The organism is Azospirillum sp. NS33 (genome assembly GCF_059703765.1).
The window spans coordinates 18,100-39,583 of sequence record NZ_BAAKJB010000037.1 but is presented as its reverse complement, the minus strand read 5'-3'; the positions used below and the strand labels follow the sequence as shown (position 1 = coordinate 39,583).

Below are 21,484 nucleotides of genomic sequence, written 5' to 3'. Positions count from 1 at the left end.
AAATCTATCCGATGACGACACGACCGTAGTTGGCTTTTTGCGCCAATGTCGCAATGTTTCTTTGGAGATGCCGGGCCTATTCGAAGGTGGTGCGCGTATTGGTCTTCTGGGAGGGCGCGCCGGCACGACGGCGCGGGCGCATCCGCGCCGTCGTGCCGTGTCCGGTCACCCGTGGTCGGCCCCCCGTGCGCGGCGGCACCGGTGCGGGGGGACGCCGTCTACTCCGCCGCCACGGCCACCATCGTGCCGCGGCGCCGCTCCACCACGGCGCGCACCCGCTGCAACGCGCCGTGGAGCGCCTCCGGCCAGTGGGGCTTGCGCGCCGCCAGGGTGCGGCGCACCGTCGCCTCGTCGTCGACCAGGCGGGCGAAGGCCGTGTGCAGGCTGGCGCGGTCCAGCGCCGCCCCGTCGAGCACGTAGCGCTCGTCGCCGAACAGGTCGCGGTTGATCCCCTTGGCCTTCACCGAATAGGCGATGGAGATGGTGGGGACGCCGCTGGACAGCGCGCCGATGGTGGCGTGGGTGCGCCCCCCCATCATGAAGCGGCAGCGCGCCAGCACATGCTTGAGCTGGGGCGCGTTCAAGGTGCGCGGCGCCAGGGTGATGCGGCCGCCGCGGGGGCCGGTGTGGGCCAGCAGCTTCGCCAGGAAGGCGTGGTCGCATTTGGCCGGGTTGCGGCCGTCGGGGCTGACCACGTGCGGCACCAGCAGCACGCCGTGCCCCTTGTCGACGAGGTCGTGGACGAAGGCGCCGACATCGTCCTCGATCGGCACGCCGGGATGGCGGGCCTCGTGGTAGCGCCGGATGATCGGGCTGAGGTTCAGGGCGACCGTGCCGGCGCCGCCCTCGGCCGGCCAGAATTCGGCGGTGGCCACCGGCTCCGGCGTCATCAGGAAGGCCGGGTCGACCGACAGCGACAGGCGGTCGCGCACGCCCAGCCCCTGCAGGTACTCCAGGCTCACCGTCTCGCGCACGACCACGGCGTCGAAGCGGTTGAGGTGGCGGGCCATGGCGTCGGCGGCACCCGGCGTGCGGTCGAACGGGCCGACCGAGGCGCCCCACAGCACGGTGGGGATGCCGCGGTCCATGGCCGCGCCGTCCAGCCCGGCCTGGCCGTAGAGGGACACGGGGCCGTAGTCGAGGGTGTAGTTGTCGCCGCCGGTGGAGATCACCAGGTCGGCCTCGGCCAGCGCCCGCCGCGCCGCATCGGCCAGCGGCATGGGCGGCCAGGGCAGGCGGTTCCAGCCCGGCGCCACCCGGGCGGCGCGGTTCCACCACCGGTAGAGACCGGGGGGATCCACGGCGGGCACGAAGCGCACCCCGGCGGCGGCGGCGTCGGGCCAGTAGCGGGCGTCCTGAGCCGGATCGTCGGAGGGCACCAGCACCTCCACCCGGCCGAAGGTGTCGCGGAACATCGCCACGGCGGCGCGCACCAGCGCCTCGCAGCCATGGTTGGCGAAGGTGCGGTGGCCCGTGAGGTAGATGCGAAGCGGCGTGGGGGCGGTCACCCGTCGTCCTCCCGGCTCGTGGTGGGTCGGGGCCAAAGGTAATGGCCCGCCCCCGCCCCGGCGAAGCGCCCGGAAGCAGCATCGCCCGTTGGGCCGCGCGGCCGCCGGAACGGGGCAGGGGGCACTCTTTCGGGGGATGGGTCCTCCGAACGTTCGCGCCGCTGTCCGGCCGGTGCCGCGCCGATCGGGTAGCCGCCGCTAACGCCGTTGACCGCCCCCCTACCACCGAAGCCGCCCGACGGCCGGCAGCGGAAATCCCCATCCTCAAGGCCGTGACGCGCACAGCCGAAACGGCACCGCCCGCCGCGCCCGGCGCTGCGCGACCGCACCGCCACCACACCATCACACCGCCACCCGCACCACCGCCCGCACCACCGCCCGCACCACCGCCCGCACCACCGCCCGCAGCGTCCGAGGAGCCCATGTCGCAGACCGCCGCCACCGTCACCGCTCTGTCGCCGCCCCTGTCCCGCAAGCGCGCCGTCCTCGCCCGGGTGCTGCCGTCCGGGGCGATGCGGCGCCTCGTCGAGACGCACCGGCGCACGCGCACCGTGCTGGCGCTGGCCGGCAACGGGCTCTACGACCTCGGCCGCTATCTCCGCTGGTCGTCGGCCGGCCGCGAGGAGCTCTCCAAGACCCAGCTCGCCGCCCTGGTCACCCTCAACTACCACCGCCTGGAGAAGGGCCTGGCCCTGGCCGAGCCGCGGCCCGGCTTCGGCCAGGATGCGGTGCGCCTGCTGATCGCCCAGCTCGACCGCTACGTCGCCGGCCACGGCGTCGACGGCACGGCGCGGGCGGGGATCGACACGCTCGCCGCCTACCGCGCCTTCAGCCTCGGCCATGGCCTGAGCTTCCCGGAACTGGACGCCGCCCTGGACCGCTTCGGCGGCGGCCGGATGGCCGGCGAGGGGGCGTGCGGCGGCACCGTCGCGGTGGCGCGCGCCGCCGTCGCCGCCGCCGCCCCGGCCGACCCCGAAGCCTTTTTCGCCACCCGCCACAGCGTGCGCCAGTTCTCCGGCGAGGAGGTGCCGACGGAGACCCTGGCGCGGGCCGTCCGCATGGCCCAGCGCACGCCCTCGGTGTGCAACCGCCAGTCCTGGAAGGTCCACGCCTTCTCCGATCCCGCCCAGAAGCAGCGGGTGCTGAGCTTCCAGAACGGCAACCGCGGCTTCGGCGACCGCGCCTCCAGGATCCTGGTGGTCACCGCCGACCTGCAGCACTTCACCAGCGTGGGTGAGCGGTTCCAGTGCTGGATCGACGGCGGGCTGTTCGCCATGTCGCTGGTCTACGCCCTCCACGCGCTCGGCCTCGGCACCTGCATGCTGAACTGGAGCGTGGTCAAGGAGACCGACCGCGCCATGCGCGCCGCCGCCGGCATCCCCGACAGCGAGGTGGTCATCATGATGATCGCGGTCGGCCACCTGCCCGAGCGGCTGGAGGTCGCCCATTCCCACCGCAAGCCGCTCGACGAGGTGCTGGTCGCCCATTGACGGCGGCGGCGGACGGTTTCGGATCGACGGTTTCGGATCAACGGCCAACGCGAGGGTGCGGTGCGCGCGGAGTTCTATTCGTTGAAGGCGGTGCGGCGGGGCTTCGTCTCCCTGGTCTGCGGACGCTTCGTGTCGGCCGGGCTGACGCTCGCCGCCATGGTGCTGGCGGCCCGCGGCCTGGGGGTGGCGGAGTTCGGCGTCTACGCCCTGCTGCTGTCGGCGCTCAGCCTGACCATCACCTACAGCAGCCTCGGTCTCGACTGGGTCAGCGCCAAGTACCTGCCGGAGTTCCGCATCCACGCCGGCGGCCGGCAGCTCGGGCGGCTGGTGCTGGCCCTGCTGGGCGGCCGGGCGGTGTCGCTGGCGCTGCTGGCGCTGGTCGGCTACGCCCTGCTCGGGCTGGAGGCGGAGTGGCTGGGCATTCCCCAGTACGTCGACGTGCTGGAGATGTACCTGCTGGTGATCGTCATGGAGGGCCTGGTGCGCTCCATGCGCGGCGAGATCTTCGAGCCGCTGCTGCTGCAGGGCCAGTCCCAGGTCAACGCGGCGGTGCGCGGCGCGCTGTTCGCCGGCCTCGTCTTCCTCACCATGGGCGACGGGCTGACCCTGGCCGAGGTGGTGACCGCCGACCTCGTCGCGTCGGGCGTGTCACTGGCCCTGGCCCTGGTGCAGCTCGCCGTGTACGCGCTGCGTCACCTCGGCGACGACCCGGCGGCCGAGGGCTGGACCACCCCGCCGCTGCGCGAGGTGTTCGCGGTGGCCGGGCACAACTACGCCGCCCAGCTCATCTCCAGCCTGGCCAGCGCCAACACCCTGATGCTGATCGGCACCGCCATGCTGAGCCCGGCGGCGGTCGCCGGCTTCGGCTTCTGCCGCACCTTCGCCGAGCAGATCCGGCGCTACCTGCCGATCTCCCTGCTGTTCACCGTGGCCCGGCCCTCCATCGTCGCCGCCTACAGCATGGACAGCCGCTTCGACCGCCTGCTGGAGCGGGTGCAGTTCCTCTACAAGGCCAACCTGATCGTGCTGCTGCCGGTGGTGATCCTGACCATCGCCTACGGCGACACCATCCTGGAGCTGATCTCCGGCGGCAAGTTCGGCGACGCCTGGGGCGTCGCCGTGGGGTTCGCCCTGTTCCTGGTGGCCCAGAGCCACCGCGTGGCGCTGTCCCTGGTCACCAACATCCTCGGCTGCCCGGAGCTGACCACCCGCGGCTCGCTGGCCAGCGTCGTCGCCCTGCCGCTGGCCTTCGGCCTGGTGGCCGCCGGCTTCGGCGCCGAGGGCCTGGTGGTGGCGCTGCTGGTGGGCGAGGTGCTGTCCCACATCGTCATCATCGCCGCCCTCTACCGCCGCGGCTATCCCTACCGCTTCGACCTGCGCGCCTTCAGCCGGTTGTTCGCCGCGGCCGGCGTGACGCTGGCGGTGACGCTGCTGGCGCTGCCCGGCCTCGGCGCCGGACCGGGGATGGCGGAGATCGCCACCGCCGCCCTGCCGGTGCTGCTGTTCGGCCTGATGGCGCTGCTCCTGTGGCCGTTCACCCTGGTCGAGCGGGAGGCGTTGCAGCGCATGATCGGGCGGCGCCACCGCCCGACGTGACCGTGCCGCCACACCCCGCCGCCCCCGTTGGAATACTTCGGACGGGGTGCCCTGCCGCCAAAGAGCGAGTAGCCGTCGGCGCGCTCGGAATGGCGGGGCGCGGCCGCCATTGTCGGGAGAGCGCTCATCCGCTGCGCCGCACCGTCGCCCAAGACAATCCTCACCGGACGGGATCTGGACCATGAACCACGTGTCACGACGCACCGCGTCCATCGGCGAGAGCCAGGAGCCCTGGCTGTGGGACGGTGCGCGCACCATCACGGTGCACGAGTTGCTGCTGATCCTGCGCCGCCGCCTGTGGCTGGCGATCATCCCGATCCTGTTCATCCTGGTCCCGGCGATCGCCATGATCGCCGGGCTGAAGACCCATTACACCGCCCAGGGCACCCTGGTGGTGAGGCCGGTCGAGACCGCCCAGAACGTCATGACCGACGTCCAGACCCTGCAGACGGAGATGCAGATCCTCACCTCCGACCGTCTGGCGCGGCGCGCCGTCGCCAACGTCGGGCTGGCCGAGCGACCGGAGTTCAACCCGCTGATCCCGGTGGAGGAGACGGGGGTGCTGCCCTTCGACCTGCCGGCCCTGCCGGGCTGGCGCGACGTTGCCTCGCCGGTGCTGGGCTGGTTCGGCTACGCGCCCCTGGAGGCGCCGGCGCCCGAGGTGCCGGGCGACATCATCGAGGCCGAGGTGCTGCCCCGCTTCCAGGAACGGCTGATGGTGGCGCCGCTGCGCGAATCCCGCGTGCTGACCATCCAGTTCCGCTCCGAGAGCCCGGTGGTGGCGGCGCGCGTGGTGAACGAGATGTCCAACCTCTATCTGACCCAGCAGCTCGAATCGAAGCTGGAGGCCAAGGAGCTGGCCACCGCCTGGCTGCGCGAGCGGGTCGACGAACTGCGCACCCACATCGCCGATCTGGAGCACCGCATCGAGGAGTACCGGGCCGGCAAGGGCATCGTCGAGGCGCGCACCGCGTCCCTGGTCGCCGAGCAGATCTCCAACGTCTCGACCGAACTGATCTCCGCCCGCGCCGACTACGAGACGGCGGCGGCGCGGCTGCGCGAGATCGAGAGCGCCATGCGCGACCGCGGTCCCCGCGCCGTGCTGGAGATGCTGGGCACCGCCAGCACCGCCGGCCTGATGGAACGCGACACCGCGGCGCGCCAGCGCCTGGCCGAGCTGCGCGGCAACTACGGCGACCAGCACCCGTCGGTGGTCAACAGCCGGGCCGAGGTGTCGTCGCTGGCCGGGCGCATCCAGTCGGAGGCCTCCAACGCCGTGTCGGCGGCGCGCAGCGACGCCCAGGTGGCCGGGCGCCGCGCCGCCACCCTGCAGGAGTCCCTCGACCAGCTCGAGGGCGAGCTGGGGCAGATGAAGAACGCCGAGGTCGAGATGCGCGGCATGCAGCGCGAGGCCGAGGCCAACGCCGCGCTGCTCAACCAGTACCTCGAGCAGCTCAACGCCCAGGAGCGCCTGGCGGTGGAGCAGCCCGACGCCTGGGTGCTGTCCAAGGCCGCCGTTCCCTCCAGCCCGTCCGGCCCCAACCGCAAGCTGCTGGCCGGCGGCGTGCTGGTGGTGACGATCGCCGTCTGGCTGGTCATGGTGGTGATGACCGAGCTTCTGGAGAACGGTGTCATGAGCACCGAGGAGGTCCGCTCCGCCCTCAACGCGGTGCCGCTCGGCCTGGTGCCGAAGGTGCCGGGCCTGCTGGGATCGGCGTCGTCGCGGGCCCGCTACATCGTCGACAAGCCGGTGTCGGCCTACGCCGAGGCCCTGCGCAGCCTCTACACCACCTTGCAGATCGAGCAGCAGCGCACCGGCGACGGCAAGGCGGTGATGGTGACCTCCTCGGTCCCGCGGGAGGGCAAGTCGACCCTGACCGTGTCGCTGGCCCGCCAGGTGGCCGCCCAGGGGCAGCGGGTGCTGGTGATCGACGCCGACCTGCGGCGCCCCAACGTGGAGCAGCTGATCGGCGCCAGCCACCTCGTCGACCCGCGCAGCCACGCCCTGCCCGACGACAACCCCCTGGCCCCGGTGGTGCAGGAGGACAGCGCGTCGGGCGCCCACGTGGTCTCCGCCGTCCGCCTCTCGGCCATGCTGAAGGAGATGGGGCAGACCCCGTACATCCTGCGGCCCAACGTGCTGACCTCGATGCTGGCGACGGTGCAGCAGCACTACGACCTGATCCTGATCGACACGCCGCCGGTGGTGCCGGTGTCCGATGCCCGGGCGCTGGCCATGGTGGTCGACCATTGCATGTTCGTGGTGCGCTGGCGCAAGACCGCGCCGCGGGTCGCCCGCTACGCGCTGGAGCAACTCCACGACGCGGGGGCGCGGGTCACCGGCGTCGTGCTGTCGCAGGTCGAATCGAAGCGGCACGCCCTCTACGGCTACGGCGACGCGGCGACCTCGCAGCGCTCGTCCTACCGTTACTACACGAGCTGAGCGTCCGGATGCCCGGACCCGCCCGCCGCCGCGCCCGAGGGGTGGCGGCGGATGCGGCCGGGACGGAGCCCGGACCATCCGAGCAGGAGACATCATGGACGCGATGACCGACCCCATGCACGGCGTGCGCGACGCCCGACCCCAGGGCCGCTGGTCGGCCGTCGCCGGGTGCATCCCGGCGGGCCAGCGGCTGACCATCGGCATCATCGCCCGCAACGGGCTGCCGTTCCTGGAGGATTGCCTGCGCTCGCTGCCGCCCGAGGGGGCGTTCGCCGGTTCCTTGCACATGGTGCTGGTGGACAGCGCGTCCGATGACGGCACCACCGGCACCATGACCGCCTTCGCCGCGACCCGTCGCGACACCGAGGTGCACCGCATCGAGGGCCAGGCCAACGCCGCGGTCGCCCGCAACGTGGTGCTGGCGAACGCGCCGCCGGGCTATCTGATGATGCTGGACGGCGACATGGTGCTGAACCCGGCGTTCATCGCCGACGGCGTGGCGCGCATCCGGGCCGGCGAGGCCGAGGCGGTGGTCGGGGCGCTGCGCGAGCAGCGCTTCGACGCCGACAACCGCCCCGACGGCGAGGAGATCTGGCGCCACGCCCCGGACGGGCCGGGGCTGGTCCACCTCAGCGGCGGCGCCCTGCTGCTGGGGCCGGACGCCCGGCGCGCCAGCCTGCGCTACGACGAGCGGCAGAAGATCTGCGAGGACTGGGACTTCGCCATGCGCCTCAGCCGCCACGCGCGGCTGCTGCGGGTTCCCGAGACCATGGCGCTGCACCTCACCCACTACTATTTTTCGCCGCAGCGCCGCCTCGACTTCTACCGCGACCTGCGGCCGCGCAACCTCGGCAGCGTGCTGCGCAAGCACCTGGGCAACCCGCCCGGCCTGATGGAAATGGTGAAGCGCGAGCGCGGCGTGTTCCTGGGCGGCGGCCTGCAGGCGGCGATCCTGGTGGCGCTGCTGGGCGGCGTGCCGCTGCTGGCGGCGGCGGCGGCGCTGCTGCTCACCGTCGACGCCGTGCGCAGCGCCCGCGCCGGCAAGGGGCCCGAGTGGGTGGGCACGCGGCTGTTCGCGCCCTGGCTCGTGCTGGTGGGGGTGATCGCGCCGCCGAGCGCCACCGTGCGCTACCACGTGCGGCCGCTCAGCCCGCATCCGGAAACCTCGGCCGCCTGACAGGAGGGAGCGTGATGGAGCCGACACCCTACGCCACCCCCGTCGGCGGCCCCGTCGGCGGCCCCCGTGGCGGCCCCCGTGGCGGCCCCCGTGGCGGCCCCCGTGGCGGCCCCCGTGGCGGCCCGGGCGCCGGGGCCGCGCCGCGGGCGTTCGACCGGCCGGGGCTGTCCTGGTGGCGGGTCGCGCTGGTCACCGTGATGTCGCTCTACTACGCCGAGCTGTTCGCGGTGGTGTGGGGGATCGACGACGTGCTGTTCCGTCAGGGCGGGGCGGCCCTGGTGACCGTCGGCGGCATCGCCAGCCTGGCGTTGCTGATCCACCGCGGCGAGCTGTTCCGCCACCCCTTCGCCCTGTGGCCGCTGGTCCTGGTCGGGGTGATGCTGCTGGTGTCGCTGTTCGCCAACACGATCTTCTACCCCAAGCCGCTGAAGGACTGGCTGCCGGCGCACTACGTCTACATGCCGATCCTTCAGGTCTACATCCTGATGGCGCTGCGCTTCAACGACCGCGAGGTTCTGTGGGGGCTGATCGCCGGCGGGCTGATCGCGGCGTTCCTGATGACCCTCTACCGCTTCGGCCTGTGGGACGCGTTGTCGTGGTACGCGCGCCGCTCGATCTTCGGCCTCGACGTGTCCCGCATCGTCATCATGAAGTACGAGTTCTTCCTGGCCTCGCTGGCCATGTTCGCGCTGCTGCTGGCCCCCCACGTGCCGCTGGCCGGCAAGATCGCCGCCGGGGCGGCGCTGCTCGGCTGCCTGGGCCTGCAGGAGGCGGTGGTGCAGAGCCGCCAGGGCATGCTGGCCACCGGCGTCGGCATGATCGTCCTGCTGGCGGTCGACCGCCGCAGCTTCGAGGTCAAGTCCTTCCTGGTGCGCGCCACCGTGCTGTTCATCGGCGCCATGATCGTGCCGCTGTTGATGTACGAATACATCGAGATGCTGTTCCGCTCCGACCTGCTGGAATCGCGCGAGCTGAACGTCGCGGTGCGCTTCCACACCTTCGACCATTACGCCGACTACTTCCGCGAGACCTACGGCCTGGGCTTCGGCATGATGTCGGCGACGGCGACGCGCAACAACGTGCTGGCCGAGAGCATCGGCATGTCCGTGAACATCACCGACCTCGGCCTCTACGGCGCCTTCATGCAGTTCGGCGTGCTGGGCGGGGCCCTGGCGGTGCTGCTGACCGGCATGGTGATCTTCCACGGCCTGCGCACGGCGCGCCGCCTGCCGGCCCAGGAGGCGTGGCGGCCGGCCCTGCTGGGGGCCTATTTCCTGGGCTGGATGTGCGTGCCGGTGCAGCTCAACGCCTTCACCATGAACACCTCGATCCATTTCGGCGCCTGGGCCTTCTATCTCACCTGGTACTACCGCAGCCGCGCCCGCTACGAGGCGACCGCCGCGGCACCGCTGCCGGGGATGGCGGTGGCCTGATCCGCCCGGCCTGATCCGCCGGGCCGGCACCGTCCCGGCCGGCAGGTCCCGGCCGCGCCTCCCCGGTCGTACCCCGCCCGCACCCGCCCGCCCCCATTCCGCTCCGTTGCCGGCCCCTCCCCCCGTCCCCAAAAACGGAGGGTGCCCGGCGCGCCTTCCGCGCCGGTTCCGGACCGTCAACCCCCGAGGACCGCTTCCCATGCCGAATTCGTCGCCGTGGCTTCTCCGCGCCCTGGCGGGCGCCGCGCTGCTGGCCGCCGCGGGCTGCGCGGGCGAGCCGGAGGTGGCGCTCGACCCGGCGCAGGTCGAGAAGGGGCGCAGCCTGTTCCAGTCCTGCGCCGCCTGCCACGACATCCGCAAGCGCCGCAACGGCGTCGGCCCCCACCTCGTGGGCATCGTCGGCCGCGACGCCGGGGAGGCCCGCGACTATCCCTATTCCGAGGCGGTCGCCCAGGCCCCCTTCGCCTGGGACGCGCCGCGTCTGAAGCGGTTCCTGGAGGACCCCGAGGCGTTCCTGCCGGGCACCAACATGGCCATCCAGGGCTATGCGGCCGAGGAGGCCGACGCCCTCGTCCAGTACATCCTCAGCCGGGAGTGACCCGCGTGACCGAACCGCTCTCTCCGACGCGCCGGCGTCTGCTGGTCTCCCTGGCGGGGGCGGCGGCCGGCATCGTGCTGTGCGGCCTGCGCCCGCAGGTGGCGCTTGCCATCGGCGCCCGCCTGCCGGCCACCGCCGCGGCGCTGGGCGGCGGCGGCGCCTTCGCCTCCTTCGGCGCCTGGCTGCGCGCGCGCCTCGGCGACGCCGCGGCGGACGCGCTGATGGACCGCCAGGAACGCCGTCTCGCCGCCCTGCCGGCCGGGCGCCTGGGCAACCCGGCGGAGACCGTGCGCCTGGCCATCGCCGAGGACTTCCTGGCCGGCCGAGCCGTGCGCATCGACGGGCTGCGCCTGTCGGAGCTGGAAAGCGCGCTCTGCCTCGCCGCCGCCGAGCGCTGGCCGGAGGCCGTGCGCCGGCCCCACCGCGACCCCGCCGCCCGCCGCCCCGACCACCCCGCCGCCGAGGTTCCCATCGCATGACCCGCTTCCGCGACGCGCTCACCGACGGCCTGCCCGACACCCTGGAGGCCGACGTCTGCATCGTCGGCGCCGGTGCCGCCGGCATGACGCTGGCCATGCAGCTCGCCGGCACGCCGGTGCGGGTGCTGCTGCTGGAAAGCGGCGGCCTCGACATCGACGGCCAGACCCAGGGCCTCTACCGCGGCGCCAACCTCGGGCTTCCCTACTACGACCTGACCGCCTGCCGGCTGCGCTATCTCGGCGGCACCACCAACCATTGGGGCGGCTATTGCCGGCCCAACGACCCCATCGACCACGAGGGCCGGCCGGAGCTGGGGGTGCCGGCCTGGCCGCTCAGCCTCGAGGCGATGATGCCCCACATCGAGCGGGCCGCCGCCACGCTCGACCTGGAGCCGGAGGGCTGGGAGCCGGCCACCCAGCTGCGCGCCCGCGGTCTGCCGGACGGCGCGCTGATGGAGCGGCACAGCGCACGGCTGATGACCAAGGTCTTCCAGATCAGCCACAAGCTGCGGTTTCGCACCCTCTACCGCGAGGCGCTGGAGGCCCAGGCCAACCTCGACGTGGTGCTGCACGCCAACGTCACCAACGTCGGCCTCTCTGCCGACGGCACCCGGGTCGAGCGCCTCACCGTGCGCACCCTGGGCGGCGCCACCGCCACGGTGCGCGCCGGCACCGTCGTGCTGGCCTGCCACGCCATCGAGAACGCCCGGTTGCTGCTGGACTCCACCGACGTCATGCCGACCGGGGTCGGCAACGCCCACGACCACGTCGGCCGCTATTTCATGGAGCACGCCCAGGTCGCCGCCGGCGTTTTCATCCCCGCGCCCGGGCGTTTCCCGGCGATCTACGACGCCGGCTACATGGCCGGCATCGACGTCAACGCCAACATCAGCCTGACCGCCGAGGCGATGCGCGAGCGCGGCATCCTCCAATACTATTGCCGGTTCATGCCGCCGGAGGAGAACGAGGGGGTGCGCGCCGCCATGGGCCGCATCAAGGACGCCTTCTGGGAGCCGTTCGACCCGGTGCTCCTGGAGGATCTGGCCGATGTGCTGGGCAACCTGCCGGGCGCGGTCGACGCCATCGCCGGCAAGCTCCGCCCGCCCCGGGGCGACGCCCCCTACTACGTGCTGGAGCACCGCATCGAGCAGGCGCCCAACCGCGACAGCCGCGTCGTGCTGGCCGACCGGCGCGACGCCCTGGGCAGCCGGCCGGCCCACCTCGACTGGCGCCTCAACGAGCTGGACTACCGCACCTTCCACGAAGGGGCGGAGCTGGTGGCGGCCGAGGTCAGCGCGCTGGGCATGGGACGCTTCCAGCTCGAGCCGATCACCCCGGAGCTGGTGGAGCGCGGCGTCCACGGCCACTTCCACCACATCGGCACGACGCGCATGAGCGCGCGGCCCGAGGACGGCGTCGTCGACGGCGACCTCAAGGTGCACGGGCTGGAGAACCTCTACGTCGCCGGCAGCTCGGTCTTCCCCACCGCCGGCTATTCCGGGCCGACCATGATGCTGATCGCGCTGACCCTGCGCCTGGCCGACCACCTGAAGCGCCCGGGCGGGCTGGCCAAGGCGTGACCGGACAACGGGAGACGACCCATGCACCGTGCGTTGCTCGCCGCGGCGAGCCTGTTCTTCCCCCCGGCGGCGGCGCTGGCCCTGCGCTCGCCGGCCGGGCGCGCCCTGCTGCTGGCCCTGGCCGCCGCCTCGGCCGCCGTGTTCTTCGCGCTGTGGGCTGGGCCGGGGGCGCTGCTGTGGGGGGTGACGGGGCTGGCGGCGGCGCTGTCCGTGCTGCTGGGGCGCCGGTGACGGCCGCCGCCGCCGCGGCACCGACGACCGCACGCCGCGCCGTGCGCCGCGGCGCACGGCGCGCCCTGGTGCCCCTGTTCGCCCTGGTCGTGGCGGGGGCGGTGCTGCCCCAGCTGGCGCCGCCGTCGGGCCACGGCGTCGACAAGCTGTTCCACGCCGGCGCCTTCGCCGCCCTGGGCCTCGGCGTCACCGTCGCCGCCAGGGGGCGGCGCCAGGCGCTGGCCGGCTGGGGCGCACTCGCCCTGATGGCGGTGGGCATCGAGGGCGTCCAGGCGCTGGTTCCCGGCCGCTCCCCCTCGCTGGCCGACGCCGCCGCCAGCCTGCTGGGCGTCGCCGCCGGGGCGGCGCTGGCGCGCTGGACCCTGAACCATCCCCGCGTGGTGGCGCGCCGCTTTCGGGGGTGACCCCCTCGGGCGTGGTGCGGCGCAATGGGGGTCGCCGGGTTGCCCGTCTGCCGCCCCGGCGTCGCCGTTCCTAGGATAAGGGGCATCCCTTGTCGCCGCATCGAAAGTGGGAGCCCGCACCATGAGCGATCGTCGCAAAGCCCTGCGCAAGGCCATGCTGGCCACGCTGCCGGTCCTGGGAATCCTCGTCGAATGCGCGGAGGTGGCGGCCCAGGACGCATCCTCCGCGGGGCGGGGGGGTGCCCTGTTCGCCACCGGCTTCGCCCTGGACGCGCCCCTGAAGGCCCTGGGCTTCAAGACCTCCGGCAACCCGGCCAGCGTGGTCGAGATCGACGGCCGGCCGGCGGCCCGCCTCGTCCTCGACCACTACGCCAGCGCATACCCCTACCGCACCGAATTGCAGCCCGTGGCCCTGCCGGCGCCGGCCTTCGAGGACGGCATGTTCGCCCGCACCGGGCAGGAGTACTGGTACGGCCTGCGGGTCTTCATGCCGACGGACTGGCTGGAGCCGGACAGCAGCGACACCGTGCTGATGCAGTTCCACTCCGTCCCCGATCCCGGGGAGCCCTGGCGCAACCCCCCGGTGGCGCTGCAGGTGGTGCCGCGCGGCGGCGCCGCGCACTTCAACCTGATCGTCCGTGCCGACGCCAGCCGCTACACCATCGGCAGCGGCGAGACGCGTTACGACCGGTCCGAGCAGGTCGACCTCGGCCCCATCGACGGCGCCGTCGGGCGGTGGACCGACTGGGTGTGGAACGTCCGCTGGAACCACGACGGCGAGGGCTTCCTGCGGCTCTACCGCGACGGCCGGCTGGTCGCCGACCTGGCCGGCGCCAACAGCTTCAACGACCCGGCCGGCCCCTACCTCAAGTTCGGCCTGTACAAGTACGATTGGAAGCGGCCGGCCAGCACCGGGCCGGCGCGGCGCACCCTCTACGTGGATGGCCTGCGCGTGGGGCACGGTCCCGGCGGGCTGGAGGGCGTGGCGGAGACGGCGGAGGAGCCCGGCCCGGCGTGACGCTTCCCTGCGGACCGGCCGGCCGATAGGGTGGGGGCGCGTCGTTCCGCGCCGCCCCCTCCACCACACCGCCGGCCGCCATGCCTCCCGCCCCCCGCCCCGCACCCGCCGCCGCCACCCTGCCGCCGCCCGGAGGCGCCCTGGCGGTGGCGCCGGGCGTGCTGTGGGCGCGCCTGCCGCTGCCCTTCGCGCTGGACCACGTGAACGTCTGGCTGCTCGACGACGGCGACGGCTGGACCGTGGTCGACACCGGGTTCGACGGGGAGCGGCCGCGGGCCTTGTGGCAGGGCCTGTTCGACACGGTCCTGGCGGGCCGCCCGGTGCACCGGGTGATCTGCACCCATTTCCATCCCGACCACATGGGGCTGGCCGGCTGGCTGGTGGCGCGCACCGGGGCGACCTTCTCCACCAGCCTGGCGGAGTGGCTGTACGGCCGGGCGCTCAGCCTCGACACCGCCGACCTGGCGCTGCCGCCGGCGCGCGCCTTCTACGGCCGGGCCGGCGCGCCCGACGACCAGGTGGAGCGGTTGTGCGGCCGGGCCACCGCCTACCGCGACAGCGTGACACCGGTGCCGGCGGTGCTGCACCGCCTCCGCCACGGCGACACCGTGGCGGTGGGGGGGCGCGCCTGGCGGGTGCTGGTCGGGCGCGGCCACGCGCCGGAGCACGTCTGCCTGCACGCGCCCGACTCCGGCGTGCTGATCGCCGGCGACCAGGTTCTGGAGCGAATCAGCCCCAACGTCGGCGTCTGGCCCAGCGAGCCCGACCACGACCCCCTGGGCGAGTTCCTGGACAGTCTGGAGACGCTGCGCGCCGCGGTGCCCGACGGCGTGCTGATCCTGCCCTCCCACGGCGTGCCCTTCACCGGCCTGCACGCCCGCCTCCGCGCGCTGGCGGACCACCACGCCGAGCGGCTGGCCACCTGCCGCGACGCCTGCGCGGCACCGCGCACGGCCTGGCAGGTGATGGGAGCGCTCTTCACCCGCGACCTGGACCTGCACCAGACGCGGTTCGCCGTGGGTGAGACGCTGGCCCACCTCAACCACCTGATGCACCGCGGCACCGTGCGCCGCGACCGCCCGGCCGTGGGCCCCGACCGTTACGTCGCGGTCTGACCCGACCGCGCACGAGGAGAGACGAGGCCATGACGCTGTTCCGCTTTCCCGACGATCCCGAATGGAACGAGGAGGCCGACGCCGTGGAGTTCGCGGTGGAGGTCGGGGAGTACCGGGGCCGGGTGCTGGTGGCGCGCCGCGCGCTGCAGTCCCTGGCCGGCCACACGCCGCGCCCGGAGGAGGCGGTGGAGCTGGTGTGCCTGAACCGGCCGGTGTTCGAGAGGGCGGTGGAGATGCGGATCAAGGACCGCAACCTGGACGCGGACGCCAACATCCACCTCACGCCCCGCGACCTGAGGCGCGCCGCCCCGGCTGATCGCCGGGAGGGGCACGAGGAGGAGAATGGCGCGAGTGACGGGACTTGAACCCGCGGCCTCCGGCGTGACAGGCCGGCGCTCTAACCAACTGAGCTACACCCGCGCTGGCTCCGGCGGTAGGATTCGAACCTACGACCAACGGATTAACAGTCCGCTGCGCTACCGCTGCGCCACGCCGGAAGAGGCGCGCTGTATAATCCGGAACCGCGGGGGCGTGCAAGGGGAAAAGTGGGGCGCGGCGCGGAAATCGACGGTGTAGGATGGCCGCCCACCGCCGGGACCCGCCGATGACCGACGCCACCGCCCGCGCCCGCACCGACGCCGCCCTTGCCGCCATCGCCGCGGCGGGGGAGCAGGGGCGTCTCGCCTTCACCGCCGTCCACGCCGACACCGCGCCGCTGGAGGCCGAGGCCCAGGACCTGCTGGCCCGCGCCGGCCGGCGCGGGCCGCTGGCCGGCGTCCCGGTGTCGGTCAAGGACCTGTTCGACGAGGCGGGGCGGGTCACCCTGGCCGGTTCGCGGGCGTTGGAGGGCCGGCCGCCGGCGCCCCGCGACGCGGTGGCGGTGGCCCGCCTGCGCGCCGCCGGCGCCGTCGTGGTCGGGCGCACGGCGATGACCGAGTTCGCGTTCTCCGGCCTCGGCCTGAATCCCCACCACGGCACCCCGGCCAACCCGGCCGATCCTGCGCGCATCCCCGGCGGCTCGTCGTCCGGTGCCGCGGTGTCGGTGGCGGCGGGCATGGTGCCGCTGGCGCTGGGCACCGACACCGGCGGGTCGGTGCGCATTCCCGCGGCGCTGTGCGGGCTCGTCGGATTCAAGCCAACGCACGGGCGCGTGCCGCTGGACGGGGTGGTGCCGCTGGCCCGCACCCTCGACAGCGTCGGGCCGCTGGCCCGCACCGTGGCGGAATGTGCGGTGGCCGACGCGGTGCTGGCCGGGCTGGGCGAGGCCGACGCGGCGCTGCCGGCGGTGGCGGTGGCGGGGCTGCGCCTGGCGGTGCCGGGCATGGTGGTGCTCGACGATCTCGAGCCGGCGGTCGCCGCCGCCTTCGAGGCGGCCTGCCGGCGCCTCGCCGATTGCGGCGTGCTGGTGGGCGCGATGCCGTTGCCGGAGCTGGCGGAGATCCCCGCCCTCAACGCCAAGGGCGGTTTTCCCGCCGCCGAGGCCTGGGCCTGGCACCGCCGCCTGCTGGCCGAGAAGGGCACCCTCTACGATCCCCGGGTGCGGGTGCGGATCGAGCGCGGGGCGGCGATGGACGCCGCCGACTACATCGACCTGCTGGACGCCCGCGCCGCCCTCGTGCGCCGGGTGGACGCCGCGACCGCGGGGTGGGACGCGTTGGTGCTGCCCACCGTGCCCTGCACGGCGCCCCGCTTCGACGCCGTCACCGACGACGCCGCGTTCACCCGGATCAACGCCCTGGTGCTGCGCAACCCGACCCTGGCCAATGTGCTGGGCCGCTGCGCGGTGACGCTGCCCATGCAGCGCCCGGGCGACCTGCCATGCGGCCTGTCGCTGATGGGGCCGCCCGGGACCGACCGCCGCCTGCTGGCGATCGCCGCGGCGGTCGAGGGCGTGGTGCGGGGCCGGGACTGAGACCGGCCGGACCTCTGGCCCGGATCTGACGGACCCGGACCGGGCGAGACCCGCTCAGGCGGCGCGGATGCGACCCAGGAAGGAGCTGACGCTGGAGCGCAGGGTGTCGGCCTGCTTGTGCAGCTGCTCGGCCGCACCGGCGACGTTGTCGGCGAGGCTGCCGGTCTCCGACGCCCCCTGGCTCACCTGGCCGACGCTGCTGGTCACGCTCTGGGCGCCCTGGGCCGCCTGCTGGACGTTGCGGGCGATCTCCTGGGTCGCCGCGGCCTGCTGCTCCACCGCGGCGGCGATGGAGGTGGCGATCTCGTCGATGCGCACGATGGTGCCGCCCACCCCCTTGATGGCGTCGGCGGACATCCGCGCGGCGTCCTGCATCCCGGAAATCTGGCGCGAGATGTCCTCGGTGGCCTTGGCGGTCTGGTTGGCCAGGCTCTTCACCTCCTGGGCCACCACGGCGAAGCCCTTGCCGGCCTCGCCGGCGCGCGCCGCCTCGATCGTGGCGTTGAGCGCCAGCAGATTGGTCTGGCTGGCGATGTTGTTGATGAGCTGGACCACGTCGCCGATCTTCTGGGCGGCGTCCACCAGGCCGCTCACCGTGCCGTTGGTGCGTTCCGCCTCCTGCACCGCGTCGCCGGCGATCTGCGACGATTCCGCCACCCGCCGGCCGATCTCCGCGATCGAGGCGGTCAGCTCCTCCGACGCGGCGGCGACGGTCTGCACGTTGGTCGAGGCCTGCTCCGCCGCCACCGCCATCTCGGTCGAGCGGCGCGTGGTGGAGGAGGCGATCTGCGACATCCGCTTGGCGTCGCCCGCCATGTCGTTGGAGGCCGACACGGTGGTCTCGACGATGCCGCGGATGCTGCCCTCGAAGTTCTCCGCCAGGCCGTTCAGCAGCGCCGTCTTGCTGGCCCGCTCCGCCTCGGCGTAGGTTTCCAGCAGCACCTCCAGGTCGAGCCAGGCGATCTTGCCCAGCGCCTCGCGGGCGGCGAGCCGGTCCGCCGCCCCCTTGTCGCCGAACAGGGAGAAGCCGCCGCCGACGCTGTCGAGGCCGAGCGCCTTGATGATTCCGTTCGACACGGTGTGGTGGCAGATCGCCACGGCGTAACCGGGCACCCCGTTGTCGTAGAAGGCTTGGGCGAGGCGCCGCGCCGACTCCAGGAACCCGTCGTCGACACGCCCCGCCGCGACCCGCGACCAATGCTCGACGCGGACGCGGTGCACCTCCGGCTTCTGCAGCGCTGCCATGATCTCCGGCCACGCCTTGAAGGCGTCGTGCCACTCCCCGAGCAGGCGGGGCAGGTGGTTCGCCACGAAGTCCGCGTTGCGGCGCAACAGTGCGAGGTCGCGCTCCCCGACGTGAAAAGCGGCGAGGCGTTTGCGCTGGCTGTCCGAAGCGGCGGAAGACATGGTGCCCTTCTCCTTGGTAGGCGTTTTCCCGGCGGCGGATGCTCCGTCGGTTCCAACCATACGAAGCAAGGCGCGGGCCAGATTTCCAAAAGGGACGACATAGAACGAAATAGCGTGAAATATCCGCCAATTGGCGGGGGTTGGCCGGTTCGCCCTCGCCGTTGGTTGGGACCAGGGATGGAATCGAGGCCGCGGCGTCCGGTGTGCGTTGCGGTTCCCGTCGCAATCTGCATTCGGTCATGCCCGAACGGCGTCGGCTCACGGCTCGCGGAAGGCGACGACCCGCAGCCGCAGCGCCGCGGTGCGGGGATCGCCCTGGAACACCAGGGTTCCCGAGCGGTCGGAGCCTTGCGGGACGTAGTCGAACGTGACCGCGCTGACCTCGGCCGCGTCACCGCTGCCGAGCGTGCCTTCGACCCGCGCCTCGGCGGCGGTGCTGCCGCCGCGGTTGGTGACGCGGATGCGCACATGGTGGCGGTCGCCCACCCGCACGACGCCGTCCACGGTCGCCACCAGCTCCGCCGGGCGCTCGGGTGTGGCGACGGCGAGCCAGCCGAGATACCCCACCGTCGCGCCCACCAGAACCAGGCCGAGCAGCGCCACCGCCCATTCCGACCAGGGGATCGGTCCGGTGGCCGCGGTGGCGGCGCGGCGGGGCGGCGCGTTCATGGCGGTGACCTCACAGGATCAGGCGGGCGGCCGCCGCGCCCATGGCGGCGGGGAAGCCCAGCACGACGGTGGCGACGACGGCCGGCTCCAGGGCCAGGCCGTCGAGGCGGCCGAAGGTCCACAGGGCGTAGAGGCTCATCGCCAGGGCAACGGCGTACCCGGCGACGGTGTAGCGCAGGAACAGGCTCCACCACGGGGTGCCGTCCGGCAGGCGGCGCTCCTCGCCGGCGAAGCGCATGGCGTAGACGAACCCGTGCATCAGCGCCAGGGACAGCCCGGCCAGCGCCAAGGCCATGGCGGGCGACATGCGGTGGGCGATCAGCACCATCTCCTCGGTCGGCGCCACGTTGAAGGCCAGGAACAGGCTGCCCACCGCCAAGATGAACAGCTCCCCGCCATAGCTCTTGACGTTGCGTTCGGCCGGCGGGCTGTGCGTGGACTGGCCGAACTGGTTCTGCGCCAGCATGGCGCCCAGCGCCCCGGCCAGGGCCTGAAGGGCGATCTTGCCGGCCACCTCGTCCGGCGCCATGCCCGGCCGGACCACGCCGAACAGCACGAGCACGGCGGCGCCGGCGACGAACCCCACGGCGTAGGCGGCGAAGCTGTCGACCAGGTCGTCGAGCCAGCCGAAGGTGTCCTCGAAGCCGATGTAGTGGGACAGGCCGACCAGCAGAGGCACGCCGAGGACCAGCAGCAGCGCGAGCCGGCCGCGGTCCATGGTGAAGCCGAGCGACCACATCTCCATGGTCATGAACATGGGCAGCGAGAAGAGGATGGCGCCGCCGAAGGCGCGGGCGACGCCCACCCAGAACTGCCGCTCCAGGGCGCCCGGCGGGGGCGGTGGGCGGTCGGTGTCGGCCATGGGCGGGTCCATGCGGTGGCGCGGTGCCCCCTACAACAGCGCCGCACCCCTGGCGTTCACCGTCGCCGACGGATCACCCCGTCCAGCCGCATCGACGCAGCCCCGGCAGCAGATGCTCCGGCACCGGGGCCTCGGCCTCCACCGCCGGTTTGGAGGGCTGGATCGGCAGGCGCAAGGCGCGGGCGTGGAGGTGCAGCGCCATCCCTGCCGGCCCGCCGTATTGCGGGTCGCCCAGCAGCGGGCAGCCGAGATGGGCGGCGTGGACGCGGATCTGGTGGGTGCGCCCGGTGCGCGGCCGGCACTCCAGCCACGTCCAGCCGTCGCCGCGGCCGAGCACGCGGTAGTCGGTCACCGCACGCTGCCCCGCGGGGTCGACGGCAATCCGCCAGCCGCCGCTGCGGTTGGACACCTTGGCCAGCGGCGCCTCGACCCGCCCCTCCTCGTCGGGCGGTGCACCGGCCACCACCGCCCAGTAGGTCTTCTCCGCCAACCCCTCGGAGAACAGGCGCCCCAGCTTGCGCAGGGCCTTGGGGTGGCGGCCCAGCGCCAGGCAGCCGGAGGTGTCGCGGTCGAGCCGGTGGGCCAGCCCGGGTGGCCGGGGCAGCCCGAAACGCAGGGCATCGAACCAGCGTTCCAGGTTGGGTCCGCCGCCCGGGCCGGCGTGCACCGGCACCCCGGCGGGCTTGTCGAGGATCAGCACCAGCCCGTCGCGGTGCAGCACGCGGGCCTGGATCTCTTCGGGTGTCATGATGCATCCGTTCGACAGTGCCGCTGTGTTGGCTTTGTGGATATGGTGGACGCCAAACGGCATCCGAACGCTTGGCAGTCTTTACGGATCATTCCGATGGTCTTCGGCTGTTGGAAGATGTCGGATGATGTCCATCGAATCGTGCAGCAGTCGCAAGACATCGACGGTCCGCTCATCCGGGGGCGGCGCGATGCGGAACAGCACCATGTGCCGTCCCTTGTTGCCGTTCCGCGCCACATGCAGCGTCAGGAGGCCCGGCGAAATCTCATCCCGCTGTCGGACGCCGATGGTCGCAGGACCGGCGAACAAGGCTTCGACGGCGGCACTCAGGGCCCCTGCGTACGAGACGGCCTGCCGGCGTCCGAACCGCTCTGCCGTCCAGTGCAGGATCTCTGCGAAATCCCGCTCGGCCGCTGCCGCCAGCCGCACCGTCCAGATCGGACCGCGGGACGTCATGACCGGTTCCGGCCACCCGTCTCTTCGCCGAGCGCGTTTGCCGTCAATCCGGCCAGATGCCGCCCCAGGAGGTCGGCGGAGGTGAATGAACGGGACCGCCCCTCCTCGATGTCGGCGATACCCGACCGCGCCGCCTCACGCAGCGCGTCCAGCCGGGCGCGGTCCTCCGCTTCCCGGTGTTCGACCAGCCGCAGCCCCTCACGCAGAACCTCGCTGGCGTTCTGATAGCGGCCCGACGCCACCAGCCGCTCGATCAACTCAGCCTGGTGGGGGGTGAGAACCACGTTCCGGGTCGGCATGCTACGCTCCGGGAACACCGATAACTGGCAGAATATGCCAATGCCGGGACGCGGGCAAG

At 73.1% G+C, this 21,484-nt stretch carries 21 protein-coding genes and 2 tRNA genes; 14 read left to right on the top strand and 9 right to left on the bottom strand.

The annotated features are described in order from the left end of the window. Positions 1 to 218 precede the first annotated feature (218 nt). A complete protein-coding gene (locus tag AC6H2I_RS25170; RefSeq protein WP_497503511.1) occupies positions 219 to 1,508 on the bottom strand; it encodes a polysaccharide pyruvyl transferase family protein in 1,290 nt (429 codons plus the stop codon). Positions 1,509 to 1,930: 422 nt separating this feature from the next. Here AC6H2I_RS25170 and AC6H2I_RS25165 point away from each other — a divergent pair, with 422 nt between their 5' ends. The 13 genes from AC6H2I_RS25165 to AC6H2I_RS25105 all read left to right on the top strand — a co-directional run bounded on the left by AC6H2I_RS25165 (position 1,931) and on the right by AC6H2I_RS25105 (position 15,437). Then, a complete protein-coding gene (locus tag AC6H2I_RS25165; RefSeq protein ID WP_497503510.1) occupies positions 1,931 to 2,998 on the top strand; it encodes a nitroreductase family protein in 1,068 nt (355 codons plus the stop codon). A 60-nt stretch (positions 2,999 to 3,058) separates the two neighbouring features. Further along, positions 3,059 to 4,594 (top strand): lipopolysaccharide biosynthesis protein, encoded by a 1,536-nt coding sequence (locus tag AC6H2I_RS25160; protein ID WP_497503509.1) that lies wholly within the window; start codon positions 3,059 to 3,061, stop codon positions 4,592 to 4,594. A 181-nt stretch (positions 4,595 to 4,775) separates the two neighbouring features. Further along, complete coding sequence (locus tag AC6H2I_RS25155) at positions 4,776 to 7,037, top strand: GumC family protein (protein WP_497503508.1); 2,262 nt, start codon at positions 4,776 to 4,778, stop codon at positions 7,035 to 7,037. Between the two features lie 94 nt (positions 7,038 to 7,131). Beyond that, entirely contained in the window at positions 7,132 to 8,214 is a 1,083-nt protein-coding gene (locus tag AC6H2I_RS25150; protein ID WP_497503507.1) for a glycosyltransferase family 2 protein, read from the top strand. A gap of 14 nt (positions 8,215 to 8,228) precedes the next feature. Beyond that, positions 8,229 to 9,647 carry a hypothetical protein gene (locus AC6H2I_RS25145; RefSeq protein ID WP_497503506.1) on the top strand — a complete coding sequence of 473 codons (1,419 nt, stop codon included), beginning with the start codon at positions 8,229 to 8,231 and terminating at the stop codon, positions 9,645 to 9,647. Positions 9,648 to 9,846: 199 nt separating this feature from the next. Further along, the gene (locus AC6H2I_RS25140) at positions 9,847 to 10,245 is read left to right on the top strand and encodes a c-type cytochrome (RefSeq protein ID WP_497503505.1); all 399 of its coding nucleotides are present in this window, start codon (positions 9,847 to 9,849) and stop codon (positions 10,243 to 10,245) included. 5 nt (positions 10,246 to 10,250) lie between these two features. Beyond that, positions 10,251 to 10,724 carry a hypothetical protein gene (locus tag AC6H2I_RS25135; protein WP_497503504.1) on the top strand — a complete coding sequence of 158 codons (474 nt, stop codon included), beginning with the start codon at positions 10,251 to 10,253 and terminating at the stop codon, positions 10,722 to 10,724. Continuing rightward, positions 10,721 to 12,304 (top strand): FAD-dependent oxidoreductase, encoded by a 1,584-nt coding sequence (locus tag AC6H2I_RS25130; protein WP_497503503.1) that lies wholly within the window; start codon positions 10,721 to 10,723, stop codon positions 12,302 to 12,304. Before AC6H2I_RS25135 ends, AC6H2I_RS25130 begins: the two co-directional genes overlap by 4 nt. A 21-nt stretch (positions 12,305 to 12,325) precedes the next feature. Then, positions 12,326 to 12,535 carry a hypothetical protein gene (locus tag AC6H2I_RS25125; RefSeq protein WP_497503502.1) on the top strand — a complete coding sequence of 70 codons (210 nt, stop codon included), beginning with the start codon at positions 12,326 to 12,328 and terminating at the stop codon, positions 12,533 to 12,535. Continuing rightward, positions 12,532 to 12,939: a VanZ family protein gene (locus AC6H2I_RS25120; RefSeq protein ID WP_497503501.1), complete on the top strand. Its 408-nt coding sequence runs from the start codon at positions 12,532 to 12,534 to the stop codon at positions 12,937 to 12,939. The genes AC6H2I_RS25125 and AC6H2I_RS25120 overlap by 4 nt, the downstream gene beginning before the upstream one ends. A 121-nt stretch (positions 12,940 to 13,060) precedes the next feature. Further along, positions 13,061 to 13,957: a polysaccharide lyase family 20 protein gene (locus AC6H2I_RS25115; protein ID WP_497503500.1), complete on the top strand. Its 897-nt coding sequence runs from the start codon at positions 13,061 to 13,063 to the stop codon at positions 13,955 to 13,957. An 80-nt stretch (positions 13,958 to 14,037) separates the two neighbouring features. Then, complete coding sequence (locus AC6H2I_RS25110; protein WP_497503499.1) at positions 14,038 to 15,072, top strand: MBL fold metallo-hydrolase; 1,035 nt, start codon at positions 14,038 to 14,040, stop codon at positions 15,070 to 15,072. 29 nt (positions 15,073 to 15,101) lie between these two features. Further along, on the top strand, positions 15,102 to 15,437 hold the full coding sequence (locus tag AC6H2I_RS25105) for a DUF1488 family protein (protein ID WP_497503498.1): 336 nt from the start codon (positions 15,102 to 15,104) through the stop codon (positions 15,435 to 15,437). On the opposite strand, the gene AC6H2I_RS25100 is transcribed toward AC6H2I_RS25105, so the two are convergent. Next, positions 15,416 to 15,492, bottom strand: a tRNA-Asp gene (locus AC6H2I_RS25100). The two genes, AC6H2I_RS25105 and AC6H2I_RS25100, sit on opposite strands and share 22 nt — an antisense overlap. Before the next feature lie 2 nt (positions 15,493 to 15,494). Beyond that, a tRNA-Asn gene (locus AC6H2I_RS25095) sits at positions 15,495 to 15,569 on the bottom strand. Between the two features lie 107 nt (positions 15,570 to 15,676). Here AC6H2I_RS25095 and AC6H2I_RS25090 point away from each other — a divergent pair. Next, positions 15,677 to 16,984, top strand: a complete 1,308-nt coding sequence (locus AC6H2I_RS25090; protein WP_497503497.1) for an amidase — start codon at positions 15,677 to 15,679, stop codon at positions 16,982 to 16,984. 54 nt (positions 16,985 to 17,038) lie between these two features. Here the strand turns inward: AC6H2I_RS25090 and AC6H2I_RS25085 are convergent, their stop codons facing one another. From AC6H2I_RS25085 to AC6H2I_RS25060, 6 genes are all read right to left on the bottom strand, one after another. Next, complete coding sequence (locus AC6H2I_RS25085) at positions 17,039 to 18,391, bottom strand: methyl-accepting chemotaxis protein (protein WP_497503496.1); 1,353 nt, start codon at positions 18,389 to 18,391, stop codon at positions 17,039 to 17,041. Positions 18,392 to 18,649: 258 nt separating this feature from the next. Then, complete coding sequence (locus AC6H2I_RS25080) at positions 18,650 to 19,060, bottom strand: hypothetical protein (protein ID WP_497503495.1); 411 nt, start codon at positions 19,058 to 19,060, stop codon at positions 18,650 to 18,652. 10 nt (positions 19,061 to 19,070) lie between these two features. After that, positions 19,071 to 19,922, bottom strand: a complete 852-nt coding sequence (locus AC6H2I_RS25075) for a TIGR02587 family membrane protein (protein ID WP_497503494.1) — start codon at positions 19,920 to 19,922, stop codon at positions 19,071 to 19,073. A 73-nt stretch (positions 19,923 to 19,995) separates the two neighbouring features. Further along, a complete protein-coding gene (locus AC6H2I_RS25070; RefSeq protein ID WP_497503493.1) occupies positions 19,996 to 20,670 on the bottom strand; it encodes an RluA family pseudouridine synthase in 675 nt (224 codons plus the stop codon). Between the two features lie 81 nt (positions 20,671 to 20,751). Next, on the bottom strand, positions 20,752 to 21,126 hold the full coding sequence (locus tag AC6H2I_RS25065; RefSeq protein ID WP_497503492.1) for a type II toxin-antitoxin system RelE/ParE family toxin: 375 nt from the start codon (positions 21,124 to 21,126) through the stop codon (positions 20,752 to 20,754). Continuing rightward, positions 21,123 to 21,425, bottom strand: coding sequence for a type II toxin-antitoxin system ParD family antitoxin (locus AC6H2I_RS25060; RefSeq protein WP_497503491.1), 303 nt, complete (start codon positions 21,423 to 21,425; stop codon positions 21,123 to 21,125). Before AC6H2I_RS25060 ends, AC6H2I_RS25065 begins: the two co-directional genes overlap by 4 nt. Positions 21,426 to 21,484 lie beyond the last annotated feature (59 nt).